At 63.1% G+C, this 16,813-nt stretch carries 10 protein-coding genes; 2 read left to right on the forward strand and 8 right to left on the reverse strand.

The window, feature by feature from the left end:
• Window positions 1–93 precede the first annotated feature (93 nt).
• The 8 genes from E5162_RS03750 to E5162_RS03785 form a co-directional block, all read right to left on the reverse strand.
• Window positions 94–1,542 carry a DEAD/DEAH box helicase gene (locus E5162_RS03750; protein ID WP_135943597.1) on the reverse strand — a complete coding sequence of 483 codons (1,449 nt, stop codon included), beginning with the start codon at window positions 1,540–1,542 and terminating at the stop codon, window positions 94–96.
• 165 nt (window positions 1,543–1,707) lie between these two features.
• Complete coding sequence (locus E5162_RS03755) at window positions 1,708–2,979, reverse strand: amidohydrolase family protein (RefSeq protein ID WP_135943598.1); 1,272 nt, start codon at window positions 2,977–2,979, stop codon at window positions 1,708–1,710.
• Window position 2,980: 1 nt separating this feature from the next.
• The gene (locus E5162_RS03760) at window positions 2,981–4,423 is read right to left on the reverse strand and encodes an amidohydrolase (protein ID WP_233342137.1); all 1,443 of its coding nucleotides are present in this window, start codon (window positions 4,421–4,423) and stop codon (window positions 2,981–2,983) included.
• 150 nt (window positions 4,424–4,573) lie between these two features.
• Complete coding sequence (gene parE, locus E5162_RS03765; protein ID WP_135943600.1) at window positions 4,574–6,664, reverse strand: DNA topoisomerase IV subunit B; 2,091 nt, start codon at window positions 6,662–6,664, stop codon at window positions 4,574–4,576.
• 85 nt (window positions 6,665–6,749) lie between these two features.
• On the reverse strand, window positions 6,750–7,340 hold the full coding sequence (locus E5162_RS03770; protein WP_233342139.1) for a transglycosylase SLT domain-containing protein: 591 nt from the start codon (window positions 7,338–7,340) through the stop codon (window positions 6,750–6,752).
• 210 nt (window positions 7,341–7,550) lie between these two features.
• Window positions 7,551–10,793 carry an autotransporter family protein gene (locus tag E5162_RS03775; protein ID WP_135943602.1) on the reverse strand — a complete coding sequence of 1,081 codons (3,243 nt, stop codon included), beginning with the start codon at window positions 10,791–10,793 and terminating at the stop codon, window positions 7,551–7,553.
• A 176-nt stretch (window positions 10,794–10,969) separates the two neighbouring features.
• Window positions 10,970–12,373 (reverse strand): type I glutamate--ammonia ligase, encoded by a 1,404-nt coding sequence (glnA, locus tag E5162_RS03780; RefSeq protein WP_135943603.1) that lies wholly within the window; start codon window positions 12,371–12,373, stop codon window positions 10,970–10,972.
• 55 nt (window positions 12,374–12,428) lie between these two features.
• Window positions 12,429–12,767 (reverse strand): P-II family nitrogen regulator, encoded by a 339-nt coding sequence (locus tag E5162_RS03785; protein ID WP_135943604.1) that lies wholly within the window; start codon window positions 12,765–12,767, stop codon window positions 12,429–12,431.
• A gap of 141 nt (window positions 12,768–12,908) precedes the next feature.
• On the opposite strand from E5162_RS03785, the gene E5162_RS03790 reads away from it, so the two are divergent.
• On the forward strand, window positions 12,909–14,444 hold the full coding sequence (locus E5162_RS03790) for an NAD(P)H-hydrate dehydratase (protein WP_135943605.1): 1,536 nt from the start codon (window positions 12,909–12,911) through the stop codon (window positions 14,442–14,444).
• A gap of 81 nt (window positions 14,445–14,525) precedes the next feature.
• Window positions 14,526–16,811: an NADP-dependent malic enzyme gene (locus E5162_RS03795; protein ID WP_135943606.1), complete on the forward strand. Its 2,286-nt coding sequence runs from the start codon at window positions 14,526–14,528 to the stop codon at window positions 16,809–16,811.
• Window positions 16,812–16,813 lie beyond the last annotated feature (2 nt).

The following is a 16,813-nucleotide window of genomic DNA, read 5'->3' on the forward strand; positions in this document are numbered from 1 at the left end:
CCTCAGGCGCTTCTGCCGAGGCGGGTATCTTTCGCTGACACTACGCGGAGATATGGAAAGATGAGGTAAACAGGCTTCGAATTATGTTCCCGGCTAGCGGATTGCAGGGCGCAGCAAGAACTCCGGCACGTGGTCACCAAATCCGACGGCGGCATCCACCGATTCTGTTTCGTCCCGACGTGCGGATCGCGCTGGTCGCGGATTGGTCTCGGCAGTCGTGCCTTCGTCTCGGCGCGCGGGGCGCGACTGTGTCTCCGATTTACGGCGGCGGCCACTCGTGCGCTTGCGAGGCTCTCTGGGAGGAGCGGCTTCGGCTTCTTTCGCTCCGCTCTCCTGCTTGGCAGCAGTCTGGGCGTCCTGCTCCTCTGCGGCTTTCTTCGCCGGCTCAGAGGGTTTCTTCTCAGCCTGGGCCGAGCCAGCTCCAAGCTTCAATTCCTCCGGCACGAAGCCGATAAGCTTCGTTACCGCATCAATGGCTTTGCTATCTTCTGGCGTCACGATGGTAATCGCTTCGCCGCTCATTCCTGCACGTCCGGTTCGGCCAATCCGGTGCACATAGTCGTCGGCGCTACGCGGAACGTCGAAATTGAACACATGGCTCACGGCCGGAATGTCCAACCCTCGGGCAGCCACGTCTGATGCCACCAGAAGGCGAACCTTGTCTGACTTGAAATCTGCCAGAGTCTGGGTCCGTTGTGATTGTTCGAGATCGCCATGAATCGGCGCAGCTGAGAATCCGTGCCGCTGGAGCGACCGGGCCACCGTATCCACGTCGCGCTTGCGATTACAGAAGACGATCCCGTTCTTCACGCCCTCGCGCTCGATTGCCTTGCGCAGCGCGTCGCGCTTGGCGGCGGGCGTCTTGTCGCGAATGCGCACGAATAGCTGGTTGATGTTATCGGCCGTCTGGGCCTGACGGGTCACTTCGATGCGGACGGGGTCGTTCAGGAAGGTGTTGACCAGGCGTGTGATTTCGTCAGCCATGGTCGCAGAGAAGAAGAGGGTCTGGCGCCGGGGCGGAACGAGTTTGAAAATCCGCTCGATATCGGGAATGAAGCCCATGTCCAGCATGCGATCGGCTTCATCGACCACCATAATCTGGACCCCGGTCAGCAGCAGCTTGCCGCGCTCGAACTGGTCTAGCAGGCGTCCGGGCGTTGCGATTAGAACGTCAGCGCCCTGATCCAGAATCTTGTCCTGGGGACCGAAGGCCACGCCGCCGATCAGCAGGGCCATCGTGAGCTTGTGGTTCTTAGCGTAGGTCTCGAAATTCTCCGCCACCTGCGCGGCGAGTTCGCGCGTCGGGCAGATGATGAGAGAGCGCGGCATACGCGCCCGGGCACGGCCACGCGACAGACGCTCGATCAGCGGCAAAGTGAAGGAGGCGGTTTTACCGGTTCCGGTCTGGGCGATGCCCAGCACATCTCTCCCGGTCAGGGCGACCGGGATCGCCTGTTCCTGGATCGGGGTCGGAGTTTCGTAGCCGGCATCCTTGATGGCGGACAACAGTGTGGGGCCGAGCCCCAGTTCTTCGAAGGTCATGCGCCTCGCTTGTACTTGCCCTTGATTTTTCATTGTGGGGCGGAAGAGACCTGATGAATCGGCGACTCTTGAAGCAGGTCCTCGTGCGACGCGAAAATATAGGCCCGGCGCGCGCTGTCAACGCGGCCGGGCCGTAATTAGATGTACTCTCGAGCGAAGCGTTGCCTAATGGTGATAGGCGTATTCGGCATCGCTCCGGATTTCGGCATAACGCTGGGCCAACCGGGTCTGGCGCGTTTCCATGCTCTGCGCTTCGCCCTCGATGAAGACATGGGTGGGCGCACTCATGACTTCGAGCGGATCTCCATCCCAGACCACGAGATCGCCCGCATAGCCCGGCGCCAGGGCGCCGAACCGGTCTCCGTAGCCGTAGATCTCAGCCGGGGTCAGCGTGACGGCCCGGAAGGCATCGGCCCAGTCGGCACCGTGAGCGACCGAGATCGCTGCGTGCTGCGTGAGAAGACGCGTGTTGAAGTAGCTATCCGATGCCGCTGTGGAGAAGGCGACGTCGACACCCGCGTCGAACAGAAGTCCGGCCGCTTCCATGGAAGAGGACAGGACGTCGAAGGAGTCGGGCAGATTGCGCATAGGGTCGAGAATGACCGGAATATCGGCATTCGCCAGTTCCTGCGCCACTGTATGTGCTTCGGCGCCACCCATGATCACGACGCGCAGGCCCGGATTTTCCTCCTTGAACGCAATGAGGCGAAGGATGTCGGCATTGTCGTCCATTGCGAAAATGATGGGCATCTCGCCACGGGCCGCCGCTTCAAACGCCTGTGCATCCGCGCGATTGAGAACAATCCCGGTCTGGCTCGACATGTAGCGCCCCGGATAGGTGCGCGCATCGTTCAGGGCTGCCCTGAGATAGGCCCATGCCGCGGGTTTGGAGCCGCCGGCGGTGCGTGCGCCTGAGCGCGACAGGTCAACCAGCATGAACTGGTCGTCAGCAAACAGGCTCCCTGCCTCCCCGGAGGAGTCGGCCAGCGCGCCGCGGCCCGCCAGAATGGAGGAGCCAGTGGACGGATAGAGCGCGAAGCGGGTGATCCCGTCGATACGCGACTCGTCGATGTGGCTGCCCTCGTAATTGAAGCCGTCCGAGACGCGGAGCGTGGCATTGAACACGCTCTCGTCTGCCGCGGTATCACGAGTGGAGGATTCCGCTCCTACCTCGATCAGGCCGAGCTGGGTCGCGGGATGGAAAAGACCGGGTGTGATCCAGCCGCCATTCGCGTCGATGACTTCGGCGCCTTGGGGTAGGTCGAGTCCCGTACCGACGGCGACGATATCTCCGTCGCGGATGATGACCGTACCGTTGTTCAGTACGCCTCCATCGGTGTTGGTCACGACGCGGCCATTGGTGACGGCCACGGTCTGAGCGAGCGCGGGCAGGGAAGTGATCGCTGCAACGGCGATCGCGGTGAGAAGACGTTTCATTCTAGTTGTCTCCTTCGCCTGGCTGGCCAAGCATGAAGTCGCGTACCGTCCGACGGGTCTCGTCCTCGGCATCATACATCAACGCGCCATCGATAAAGACCTGATCGGCCGTGGCGTAGCTGGAGAAGGGGTGGTCGGACCACAGCACGATATCGGCGCGCTTGCCGGTCTCGATAGACCCTGTCTCTTCAAATATTCCGAGTGCTTGCGCGGGACGGGAGGTGAACCAGGCAATCGCATCCGCATCGCTGATGTCGAGCCCCATACGGCGACCGTCGGCCAGTGCCTTGGCAACTTCCTGGTTGAGACGTTGAATTCCGAGTTCGCTGTCCGAGTGGATCATCGCACAGGCGCCGCCAGCGTGGGTGAGGGCCAGGTTTTCGCGGATGGAGTCGTAAGCCTCCATCTTGAAACCGCCCCAATCGGCCCACACAGCCGCACACGTGCCGGCTTCGGCCAGGAGGTCAGGAATCTTGTAGGCTTCAACCCCGTGGTGGAAGGCCGAAACCTGGTAACCGAACTCATCGGCCATATCGAGAACTTGGGCCATCTGGTCAGCGCGGTAGCAGTGCATCTGGACCAGTATCTCGCCCTCGAGCACGCCCATGAGCGTGTCCAGCTCCAGGTCACGGTTGGGCGGATCGACATCCTCGCCGTCCTCGGCCTGTTCCCAGTAGTCGTGCCAGCTGTCGCGGTAACGCGAGGCCTCAATCCACGAGCTACGGTAACCGGCCATATTGCCCATGTCGGTCGCGGGCGACCTTCCGCGGCCGCCATAGACGCGTGCGGGGTTCTCGCCGCAGGCCATTTTCACGGTGTAGGGCGCGTCGGGAAACTTCATCGACTGGACAGTCCGACCCGGCACGTTGCGCAGCGTTACACCGCGACCGCCGAACAGGTTCGCCGAACCGGGCAGGATGTGTAGCGTCGTCACACCGCCGATAAGAGCGGCGTCAAACCCAGGATCCTGGGGCCAGACCGAATGCTCGGCCCAGACTTCAGCGGTCACAGGATCGGTGGCCTCGTTGCCATCGGAGTGCGCATTCGTGGACGGTGACGGGTAGACGCCGAGATGGGAGTGGATATCGACAACGCCCGGCGTGATGAAACGGCCTTCAGCGTCGACCACTTGCGCATCGTCCGGCGCTTCAAGACCTTCCCCGATCTCTGCAATCACACCATCGCGGATCAGCAGGTCGGTATTCTGGAACTCTCCCCCGACGCCGTCAAAGACAGTTGCTCCGCGGATCAGCGTCAGGCCGGATGGCGGAGGCGTGTAGGTGGAAGGATAGGGGTTCGGGTCGACCCTGACGATTTCGCTATCGTCCTGATCGTTTCCGCTCCGGGCTTCGCGGTCGCCGTCACCCGACGCGTCGTCGGCACAGGCCGCCAGCGTCAAGGCAAGAACGGAGGCCAGGCCCAGATACAAGCCGTAGTGTTTCAAAGAATATCTCCCCATTCGTCAGTACCGGGATGCAAGGACTCCCGAATGCGACGTTAGCCTTGCCGGAATCCGCTCGCGATGAAAGGGGCAGGCTCAATTTTCTTGGCTTGAGGTGCATCGCCTACGCCACGTTGCAGGGACCGGCCGGGGCTAGACGTCCAATTCCTCGACGAAGGGGGCATGGTCCTGAATGTAGCGGAACCTCAACTCGGCCTTTTTGCCCATCAGGGTTTCGACCAGGCTGTCTGCCGTCTCTTTGTAACCGGCTTCAACGGTGACCCGAGCGAGCGATCGCGTCGCCGGGTTCATCGTGGTCGATTTGAGCTGGGCCGGTGTCATCTCGCCCAGACCCTTGAATCGCCCGACCTCGACCTTGGATTTCTTGAACTCGGTCTCGATGAGCCGGTCTTTCTCTGCGTCATCAGCGGCGTATAGCGTCTTGCCGCCCTGGGTCAGTCGATAGAGAGGGGGTTGAGCCATGAAAAGGCGGCCCGATTCGATGAGGCCCGGACAGAATTTGTAAAAGAAGGTCGCCAGCAACGCCGCGATGTGGGCGCCGTCCACGTCTGCGTCGCACATGATGATGACGCGCTCGTAGCGAAGCTCTTCAGGATTGAATTTCTGCCCCGGACGGGATCCGAGCGCCAGCATGAGATCTGAGATCTCCTGGTTCGCCGCGACCTTGTCCATGGAGGCGGATGCAACGTTAAGAATCTTGCCCCGGAGCGGCAGGATTGCCTGGGTGCGTCGGTCGCGGGCCTGTTTGGCGGACCCGCCGGCAGAATCGCCTTCGACCAGGAATATCTCCGAGCCCTCCGGATTGCGCGACGAGCAGTCGGCCAGCTTGCCGGGCAAGCGGAGCTTGCGTGTCGCGGACTGGCGTTTGACTTCCTTTTCCTTGCGCCGCTTGAGGCGTTCGTCGGCGCGCTCGATTGCCCAGTCGAGAAGCAGGGCTGCTTCCTTGGGCCGGGCGGCCAGCCAGTGATCAAACCGATCGCGAACGGCTGCCTCGACAAGGCGTTGGGCCTCTGGCGTGGACAGGCGATCTTTTGTCTGGCCCTGAAATTCGGGATCCTTGAGGAAAATCGACACCAGGGCGCCGGCTCCGCCCATCACGTCATCGCCGGTCACCTGAGCAGCCTTTTTTACGTTGGAGAGCTCACCATAGGCGCGCAATCCCTTGGTTAATGCAGCCCGCAAGCCCTGTTCATGCGTCCCTCCTTGCGGAGTGGGGACGGTGTTACAGAAACTCTGAGTGAATCCGTCATTCTCGCCAAACCCGTTTGCAGAGAAGGCGACAGCCCACTCAACCGCACCCATGCGGCCATCGCGTTCCACCCGGCCGGAGAACGGCTCCGAGGTAACCAACGCGCTCTTGGCGGCGAGTTCACTCATCCGGTCGGCTAGACCACCGGGGAAGGAAAGCACCGCCTCGGAGGGCGTCTCGGTGCCCTCGACCAGTTCCGGGACGCACTTCCAGCGGATTTCCACGCCCCGGCGCAGGAAGGCTTTGGCTCGCGCCATGGCAAACAGACGCGCAGGGCGGAAATGGACCCGCGGCCCGAAGATGTCGGCATCGGGCTTGAAGCGGACCGAACTGCCTCGACGGTTCGGCGCGGCCCCGACCTTTTCCAGCGGCGAGGTTGCGAGACCGCGGGCATAGCACTGGCGCCAGAGGAGCCTGTCGCGCGCCACTTCGACTACCACTTCCTCTGAAAGGGCATTCACCACCGATATACCTACGCCATGAAGTCCGCCGGCTGTCTGGTAGGCCTTGTCGGAGAATTTGCCGCCGGAATGCAGCGTGGTCATGACCACTTCCAACGCCGACTTCTCAGGGAATTTGGGGTGGGGGTCGATCGGGATGCCGCGCCCGTTATCGGTCACTGTCACGAACCCGTCTGAATCGAGGAGGACTTCGATCCGGTCTGCGTGTCCCGCTACGGCTTCGTCCATCGAATTGTCGAGGATTTCTGCGAACAGGTGATGATAGGCGCGTTCATCCGTGCCGCCGATATACATGCCCGGACGTTTCCGGACCGGCTCGAGCCCTTCAAGGACTTCAATCGAGGACGCGTTGTAACCGGGGTCGGAGGCTGCCGCCTTTGCCGCGGTGGGACGCACGGCGTCCTCCCGGACCACGGCTTTTTGCGTGACAGGCTCCGCAGCCTTGGGTGCTGCAGGCTTTCGCGCAGGGGAGGCGCTGCCGCCAAAGAGGTCGTTTTGCGAATCACTGGACATTGTTCATTCACAGTGCCCGAGGGGCAGGGGTGATGAGAACTCTGCGGCGCAGTTTTGGGTGGAAAACGTCTATTATCGCGACCGGCTAAAGAAACGGGATCCAGCCACGATCCAGCCGGTTCCGGCAGCGCGAAATCTGGGCATCGTAGTTGCGAGCATCGCTTTCGACCTGAGAAGCCGCGCGCAAGAGCCAGCTTTTGCTGTTGTAGCTGCGCCGGTTAAAGCCGCCATGGCCCTCGTGATAGGCAAGGTAGAGCGAACGGGGATCGTCAAGCGAGATGCTGGACAGGTTCCGACTTTGCATCGAGTACCAGCCGATAAAATCGACTGCGTCACCAAAATCGTCCCGGTCGGCGCCGCCACGACCGGTTTCGTTGCGATACCAGTCCCAGGTGCTGTCGAGGGCTTGTGCGTACCCGTAAGCACTGGAGGGGCGGCTACCGGGAATGAATCCAAGAAGCCGCCGGCGTGCCGGCCGGGCATGTGCGTTGAAGCTGGATTCCCGCTTCAGGATCGCCAATTGGACGCCGGGCGAAATGCCCCAGCGCCGCTCGGTTCGCTGAACCTCGCGCCACCAGGAACGATTATCTTCCAGAATGAGGCAGGCATTTTCCACCTGATCCGGCGGACGGTGCCCGCAGGCGCTCAAGGCCAGGCCGAAGACGAGAAGGGTCAAGACGTGCCGCATGGCACGATGAAGTCACGTCAAGGTTGATCTTTGGTGAACGAGCCGGCCGGCCAGGATGGCGATGAGGATAAAAAGGAGCCGGTGCGCGATAGAGGGGGGCGCGTCACCGGCTCGCATCTCTGCTCCTGGTAGAGTGAGGGGGCAGGAGCGAGAACAAAAACCACTTTAAGTCGTCATTCTTGGTTTCGCAAGCCGTCACTAGAAGGTCAGACGAATAATGAGGCGCGCCACATGGCGAATGAAATCTTCCCGCACGTCTGCGTCGTAAGCGAATGTAAACGTGGAGTAATTTGACCCGGCAGAAAGGCCGAGGCCGACCAGGCCGCCGGAGCCTGCGAGCTCTGCTCCCTGCAAGGTGAACGGGCTGCCAGATTCGCCGAAGCGGGCGGTCGTTTCTGCATCCCCGTTCAGCAAGTCCCCGCGATAACCGACACGCACCGAAGGTGCCCACCATGATGTGTCGGTACCGAAACGCCGTGCCAATGAAAGCGTAGCCGCTGCAGTCAACGTCGAGGATTCGCGGTCATCGACGATAAGGCCAAGCGGGTTATTGCCCGAGCTGGTGGTGCTTTCAGTATAGCCGCTTTCGAACAGCGACATGTAGGTGAGATTGGCCTCGGGACGCAGGATCCAGTTTTCCGCAATCAGGAAATCGCGTCCGACCGAGCTTGATGCCGTGACATGCCACCCAGACCATTCAGCCGTACTCGTCGCGCTAAAGCTGCCAACGATGATATTACGTTCAGTTTCAAAGCGATCGTAACCGAGCGCGGCGCTGCCGGAAACGTCCCAGCCGCCAAGATCGAGCGCGGCGTAGGTGCCAAGTTGCCCGGTGAGGGCGACCATCGGATCATCAAATCCGCCGACAGACTCGATTTCGCTGGCCGCACCGACCACGTTGAAACCGACGGCGTAGAAGGGTCCCATCGGCCGGTCGATACCAAGAGCAAGCCCGATACCCTCGCCGCGATAGCCCGGACCAAGCGCGCTGCCGGAGCGGTCTGCGTAATAGCCGAACTCCTGAACCCAAACACCGGCGAGTTCGTCGGGCGACAGACGTGCATTCTGCAACCGCGTACCGAGGGCGCCTTGAGCCGCGTCGTTGGATGCGAGAGCAAACTGGATCGCGCTGGCCGCATACTCAGGCAGCAGCTGGTCATACGCCGCGAAGAAGTCGGTAGAATTGCGCAAGCTTGCAAAGGCGGCTCCCAGCTCCTCGACAGCCAGCACGGCCTGGAAGGCGGGATCATAGGCACGCGCCTGGTTGGCATCCATGCCCAGTTCGCCGGCCGTTTTGCGCTCCAAGGATAGAACGAGCGAGTTCGGGTCGGCTGCCGGCCGCACGACGGAGGCGTTGTAGAGATAGGGCGCATCGGTGGCCGTGAGATTGCCGTCTGCAGTGTCGATCTGAAGATCGCCCGCAGTCAGAATCTGGAAGGTCTGATCTGCAGAAATGAGGTTCTGCAGAGACACGCTCAATTCGGAGCCGGATTCAAAACTGATCGTATCGGACGCGGCCAGGAATGCCGTGTCCGGATCGGCGCCCGTCGAGATGAGCACATCGAGCGCGGCTCCGGTCCCGAAGCGAGCGGAAGTGAGGTTGAGCGCACTGCCTGAGTTCAACGTGAGTGTGGCGTTTTCAGCGTCGATTGTCAGGCGGCCGTCCGTATCGGACAGAGCGCCGCCGAAGTTGGCGTTGCGCAGAACAAAATTGTCGTCACCATCGCCGAAAAAGAGATCGCCATTCAGCGCGCCGGCTTCCAGGCGCACCGTATCGGCGCCGCTTCCAAGGCGAACGTTGCCGGTGATCGAAGGCGTCGCAGTATCGCTGGTGTCGGCATCGTACTGACGCAGTGTCAGCCCGGCTGTTTGCGTGCGCGCATCGAGTGCAAGCGCCTCCACAGAAGCACCCTCGACAAGGCTCTCTGTCGCCATAGCGATGACGCCGGAATTTTCGATCGACTGCAGAGAGTCAGATTGAACCAGGATCGCAGCGCCGCCGTCACCATCTCCGGCCACGATTGCCCCGATCGTCCCGGCGTTTCTGAGCTCCTGTATATCGGCGCCTGAATCAACAACGAGACCGAAAGCGCGCCCTGTCCCAATGCGATTGTCGGCGAAGCCGTCGCCATCATAGCCGCGGCTTGCCCGCGCCGTGATGGTCCCTTCGTTCAACAGGAGCGGGGTGCTGACGCCCTGTCCGAGCCGCACCGCAGTTGCCGTCGCGTCGAACGCATTCACGTCAACGCGGCCTGTGTTGTGGACGCCGCCTTCGATCGTCAAAGACCGCTGACCGTCCTCACTTGCGGAGAGCAGTACGCCCTGCGCGTTCTTCCCGTCAAACATTCCCAGCGCGGTGATATCGCCTTCCTGGACCAGGCCATAGTCCAGCGTGCGGTCTTCAAGGCTCTCACGGGCCGGATCCACACCCTCAGGCAGCACCACCCGGCCGATGGTCACATCGCCCGACCCGGCACCCGGCTGAACGTGGAGAGCGGGAGCCTCGGAGCGCACGATGATCTGACCGGCGGCCGCCTCATCCGAGCCGCCATAGATATAAATGCCGTTCTGGACATTGCCTGCGATCCGAATGGCAGCGCCGGAATTCAGGTCATCGTCGCCCACATCATAAGCCGGCATCAGGATTTCAGAGGGGCGCGAATTGGGGCGGTAGCCGCTCGTGGTCACCGTGCCGGTGAGCTGGAAGCCCTGACCGATATCGCCCTCGATCGCGATACCTTCGCCGGCGGGGGCGCGTGAGTTGACGGCACCACCAATGGTCACATCGCCGGTCACACCGCCGCGAACCAGAACTGCTGTGCTGTTCTCGCCGACAATGGACACGCTGCCGCCAAGATTGAGGTTGCCGTCAATCCCGCCGGATTCGACCAGCAGGCCGTAAGAGTTCTGGCCCTCGACCGAAATCGAGGAACCGGCCTGGCTGACGATGTCGCCGATGAACGCCGAGGTGCCGGTGACGTGGACGCCGACCTTGTCGGTCTCCTCGGCAAATGGCCCATCGGCTTCGGCAAGATCTCCGTCAGGCTCGCCGTCACCATCGGTATCGAGCATGTCGTCGTCATCGCCGTCTTCGGCTTGGTAATCGTCGCTGAGCGAGATGGCGCCGCCAATGTCCAGCTCGCCCTCATTGCCGCCCTGGACCTCGATCGCGGTCGCCCCGCTCACATTGTCTACGCGGACGACGCTGCCACTCTCGAGCGTCACCGAGTTGTCGGAGTTCAGCAATACCGCGGGGCCGGTCTGGCCGGTGAGAGTGACGCGGCCATTCTCGCTGATCACGATATTGTCGGCATTGCCTTGGCCATCTGCGTTGGCCGTACTGATCGGAGACGTGCGCTCCTCGGTGACCTCCTCATCGGCCCATGCGGCGGAGGCTGCAAGGACGGTGAGGGAGGCGGCGGCGAGAAGACGGGCGCGCATTCAGCAAACTCCGCGTAAACGAAAAAGGACCCGCAGGTGCAGGACACAGGGCTTTGGTTTTCTAGCCGATGCCTCGTGGCGCGTCGACACCCTAATCCCTGCGCAGGACAGGCAGCTCAATACAGAAGCGGCCGCCCATGAAGGGCGGCCGCTTCGCATTCAGTGACCCGGTGAGCCTAGCACTTGTAATACATGTCGAACTCGACCGGGTGCGGGTGGATTTCGAAGCGTTCGACTTCTTCCATTTTCAGGTCGATGTAGGCGTCGATCTGGTCGTCGTCCATGACGTTGCCCTTCTTCAGGAAGGCGCGGTCCTGATCGAGCGATTCCAGGGCGCCGCGCAGGGTGCGAGCCACCGTCGGAATATCCTTCAGCTCTTCGGCAGGCAGGTCGTAGAGGTCCTTGTCCATTGGATCGCCCGGGTGGATCTGGTTCTCGATGCCGTCGAGACCGGCCATAAGCAGCGCGGTGAAGGTGAGGTAGGGGTTGCCAGCCGGATCCGGGAAGCGCGCTTCGAGACGCTTGGCCTTGGGCGAGGCGACGTGCGGGATCCGGATCGACGCCGAGCGGTTGCGGGCCGAATAGGCGAGCAGGACCGGAGCCTCGTAGCCGGGAACAAGACGCTTGTAGGAGTTGGTGGTCGAGTTTGCGAAGGCGTTGATGGCACGCGCGTGCTTGATGATGCCGCCGATATAATAGAGGCAGGTGTCTGAAAGACCTGCATATTTATCGCCCGCGAACACCGGCGTGTCGCCGTCCCAGATCGACTGGTGCACGTGCATGCCCGAGCCGTTGTCCTTGTACATGGGTTTGGGCATGAAGGTGGCGCTCTTGCCATAAGCCGCCGCGACCATCTGGACGACATATTTGTAGAGCTGAAGGTTGTCGGCCATCTCCACCAGGGTGGCGAACCGTGTACCGAGCTCATGCTGGGCCGGGGCGACCTCGTGGTGGTGCTTTTCAGGCTTGAGGCCCAGCTCGGTCATAACCGCCAGCATTTCAGAGCGCATGTCCTGGCCCGAATCGACCGGGGGCACCGGGAAGTAGCCGCCCTTGTGGCCCGGGCGGTGGCCCATATTGCCGCCTTCGAAGATCGCACCGGTGTTCCAGGGACCCTCTTCGGAATCAATCGCATAGCCGGTCTGTTCGGCGCCCGTCGTCCAGCGCACGTCGTCAAAGACAAAGAATTCTGCTTCCGGTCCGAAATAGGCCCGGTCTCCGACGCCGATGGTCGAGATGAATTTTTCCGCCTTCTTGGCCGTGGTGCGCGGGTCGCGATTATACGGGTCGCCGGTCGAGGGCTCGAGAATGTCGCAGAACATGAACAGCGTGCTCTGCTGGAAGAACGGGTCCATCCGCACGGTGGATGTGTCCGGCATGAGGATCATGTCGGACTCGTTGATCGCCTTCCAGCCATTGATCGAAGACCCGTCAAACATCTGGCCGTCTTCGAAAAAGTCCTCGTCGACCATCGAAGCATCGAACGTGACATGCTGCATCTTCCCGCGCGGGTCGGTGAAGCGCAGGTCAACGTACTGGATGTTCTCATCCTTCATCTTCTTCATAATGTCGTCGGACATGGGATCCTCGATTCGTTAAAGTGGTTTCGGGCGTGTGCGGCGCACGGCAGGGCGACTAGATCGCCTCTTCGCCGGTTTCTCCGGTCCGGATGCGGATGGCGTTCTCGACGGGCATGACGAAAATCTTCCCGTCGCCGATCCGGCCGGTCTGTGCGGCTGTCTGAATCGCTTCGACCGCCGCTTCGACCCGGGAGTCGGCGACGATCAGTTCAATCTTTATCTTGGGAAGGAAATCAACGACATATTCGGCGCCGCGATAGAGTTCGGTATGGCCTTTCTGACGGCCAAACCCTTTGGCTTCAACGACGGTCATGCCTTGCAGGCCGATGTCTTGAAGCGCTTCCTTCACGTCATCCAGCTTGAACGGTTTGATGATCGCTTCGATTTTTTTCATGAGACGCCTCCGCTTGGGTCGAAACGCTAGAGCTTCGCAGACGTTGCACAATACGAAGCCGCGCCCCAGCCCGGCAAAGACAATCGTTTGCATCATCGTTGGGCAGTGTTGCACAAGAAGCGAGCAAGGAGGCGGCTTCGAATGTTCGATCACGCAATTCTGAGGACCCGGCAGATGGGGCAGGCCGATGCGTTCGCTGCCGACTCAGGGGTGGCGGGCACGACGCTCATGGAGCGCGCCGGGCGCGGCGTGGCGCAGGCGATCATGGCGCGCTACGCGGCCCGTCCGACACTGGTCCTCTGCGGCCCGGGAAACAATGGCGGCGACGGTTTTGTCGCCGCGCGCCACCTGCGTCAGGCAGGTTGGCCCGTCGAGGTGTTCAGTTTCAAGGCGATCGAGGACCTGACCGGCGATGCCGGCTGGGCCGCCTCGCAATGGGAAGGACCCGTCTCGCGGCTGGATGCGGCCGTGCCGGAGGAGGGCGCGCTGATTGTCGATGCCCTGTTCGGTGCGGGCCTGTCGCGCCCGCTGGAGGGGGAGCCGGCAAGGCTGGCTAAGGCCAGCCGTGAGCGTTCCTGCGTCACCGTGGCAGTCGATGTGCCCAGCGGCGTGCAGGGTGACCGCGCCAGGGCCGACGGGCCGAGCTTCCTCGCTGACCTGACCGTGACCTTCCACCGCTACAAGCCGGCCCATCTGTTGCAGCCGGCCGCCGGGCAATGCGGCGACAAGGTGTTGATCAATATCGGTATTCCCGAAGGCTGGCACGGCGAGGCGGGCCATTGCGCGCAGGTGAACGGGCCGGGTCTCTGGACGGTGCCGGGCCTGGAGATCGAGGCGGAGGCGCACAAGCACTCGCGCGGCCGGTTGTGCGTGCTGAGCGGTCCGGCCGGGGCGACGGGCGCGGCGCGGATCGTGGCGCAGGCGGGCCTGGCCGGAGGTGCGGGATTCGTCACGCTTCTGTGTCCGCCCTCGGCGCTCATGGAAGCCTCGACCGCAAGCCTGGCCGTTGTAACTAAAGCACTTTCGCGCGATGGCAGCTTTGCCGAGGCGCTGGAGGAGGCGAAGGCCGATTGCGCGGTGATGGGCCCGGGCGCCGGGCTCGGCGAGACCCTGCGCGAGCGTGTGCTGTCAGCCCTGGGCCGCGAGATGGCGCTGGTGCTGGATGCCGATGCGCTGACCGTCTTCAAGGACGACCCGGAGACGCTGTTCGAGGCCTTGCACGCGCGCTGTGTGCTGACCCCGCACGCCGGGGAATTCGACAGGATTTTCAAAGACCTGCGCGAGAACTGCGAGAACAGGATCGAAGCGGTGCACGAGGCGGCGGCCCGCAGCGGGGCGGTGGTCGTCCTGAAGGGGCCCGACACGGTGATCGGCTCACCGGACGGAGAGGTCCGGGTCAATGTGCATGCGAGCGCGAGGCTTGCCACGGCCGGCACGGGAGATGCGCTGGCCGGCCTGGCGGGAGCCCTGCTGGCACAGGGCGCGAGCGCCTTCGACGCGGCCAGCGCGGCGGTGTGGATTCACGGCGATGCGGGGCGCAGAATGGGCGCGGGCGAGACGGCGGCAGAGCTGCTGACGCGCCTGCCGGGCGCGCTGGAAGCCCTGCGCCGCCAGCGTGCACGCGAAGCGGCCATGTCGAGACTGACGCCCTGCACGGCGCCGCCAGCAGACCATTAGGCTTGGCTAAAGCCATGCGGCACGGCATGTTCCCGGCCATTCATCGACATTACCCCGACCGTTGAGAGGCGAACCCGCGACATGTCTGACCGTTCCAGCGACGAAACGCGCAATCTTTCCCAGACCGACGAGGATGCGCTGGCGCTGCACGAGGCTTATCCGGCGGGCAAGATCGCCCTTCTCCCCACAAAGCCGATGGCGACCCAGCGCGACCTCGCGCTCGCCTACTCCCCGGGGGTCGCGGCCCCGGTGCGCGCGATCGCGGAGAACCCGGACGCGGTCTACGACTACACCTCGAAGGGCAACATGGTCGCCGTCGTCTCGAACGGCACGGCGATCCTGGGGCTCGGCAATCTGGGCGCCGCGGCGTCCAAGCCGGTGATGGAAGGCAAGGCGGTCCTGTTCAAGCGCTTTGCCGACATCGACGCCTTCGACCTGGAGATCACCTATACCGACCCGGACAAGTTCGTCGATTGCGTGAAGGGTTTCGGCGACACGTTCGGCGGCATCAATCTGGAAGACATCAAGAGCCCGGAATGCTTCGAGATCGAGGAACGCCTGCGCGAGGCGCTCGACATCCCGGTCTTCCACGACGACCAGCACGGCACCGCGATCATTGCCGCGGCCGGGTTGATGAACGCGCTGCATCTGACGGACCGCAAGTTCGAAGACGTCAGGCTGGTCCTGCTCGGCGCGGGCGCGGCCGGGCTTTCGGTGCTCGAGCTGGTCAAGTCGCTGGGCGTGCGCGACGAGAACGTGACGGTGGTCGATGTCGAGGGCGTGGTTCACACCGGACGTACCGACCTGCACCCGCGCCTGAGGAAGCATGCGCGCGAAACGACGCTGCGCACGCTGGACGAGGCGCTGGTGGATGCCGACGTGCTGATGGGCCTGTCGGCGGGCGGGATCGTGTCGCAGAACATGGTCAAGTCCATGGCCGCCGACCCGATCATCTTCGCGATGGCCAACCCGACCCCGGAAATCATGCCGGACAAGATCCGCGAGGTGCGTTCCGACGCCATCATCGCCACCGGCCGGTCCGATTTTCCCAACCAGGTCAACAACGTGCTGGGCTTTCCTTACATCTTCCGCGGCGCGCTGGATGTGCGCGCCCGCGAGATCAACGAGGAAATGAAGCTCGCCGCCGCGCGCGCCATCGCCGACCTGGCGCGCCAGGACGTGCCCGACGAGGTGTCCACCGCGCGCGCCAGCGGCGGTCAGCTGCGCTTCGGGCGCGACTACATCATCCCGTCGCCCTTCGATCCGCGCCTGATCTCGTTCGTGCCGCCCTATGTGGCCAAGGCCGCGGTCGATAGCGGGGTGGCGCGCAAGCCCATCGAGGATACCCATACCTACCGGCGCGAGCTCGCCCGGCGCCTCGACCCCACCGCCGCGCTGCAACAGCGCGTGACCGCCACCATCCAGTCGGAACCCAAACGCATCGTGTTTGCCGAGGGCGAGGAGCCGAGCGTGATCCGCGCCGCCCATGCCTTCCAGAACCAGGGGCTGGGCACCGCGGTCCTGGTCGCGCGCGAGGACGTGGCGCGCGCCAACATGCGCGAGCTGGGCCTGCCGGAAAACGATCTGGAGATCTGGAATGCGCGCCTGTCCGACCGCAATCCGGAATATGTCGACTTTCTCTACAAGCGCATGCAGCGCTCGGGCTATCTGCGCCGGGACGTGCAGCGCCTGGTCAACAATGACCGCAACGTGTTTTCAGCCTGCATGCTGCGCTTCGACGATGCGGACGGCATGGTCACCGGCGTGACGCGCCACTTCATGAACACGCTGTCCGATGTGCGCATCGTGCTGGACGAGGCGCCCGGCGCGCGCCTGATGGGCATGTCGATCGCCATTGCGCGCGGACGCACGCTGGTCATCGCCGATACCAATGTGACCGAGTTTCCCGACTCCGCCGCGCTCGCCGACATTGCCGAGGGCGCAGCCAAGGCCGCCCGCAAGCTCGGGCTGAACCCGCGCGTCGCCTTCACCTCCTACTCCACCTTCGGCAACCCGCCCGGGGTGCGCACCGAGACGGTGAAACACGCCGTCCAGCTGCTCGACGCGCGCGCCGCCGACTTCGAGTACGAAGGCGAGATGGCGGTCGATATCGCGCTCAATCCCGATCACCGCGAGGTCTACCCGTTCAGCCGCCTGTCCGATGCCGCCAACGTGCTGGTCATGCCGGCCGTCCACTCCGCCTCGATCTCCACCCGCCTGCTCAAAGCGGCCGGCGGCGCCACGGTGATCGAAGGCCTGCTGGTCGGCCTGGAACGCTCCGTCCAGATCGCACGGCTCGGCTCGAACGTGTCCGACCTGGTCAATCTGGCCGGGATGGCGAGCTTCGATCTGACGCACCGGGAGTAGGG

Source organism: Marinicauda pacifica (genome assembly GCF_004793635.1).
Taxonomy (GTDB): Bacteria; Pseudomonadota; Alphaproteobacteria; order Caulobacterales; family Maricaulaceae; genus Marinicauda; species Marinicauda pacifica.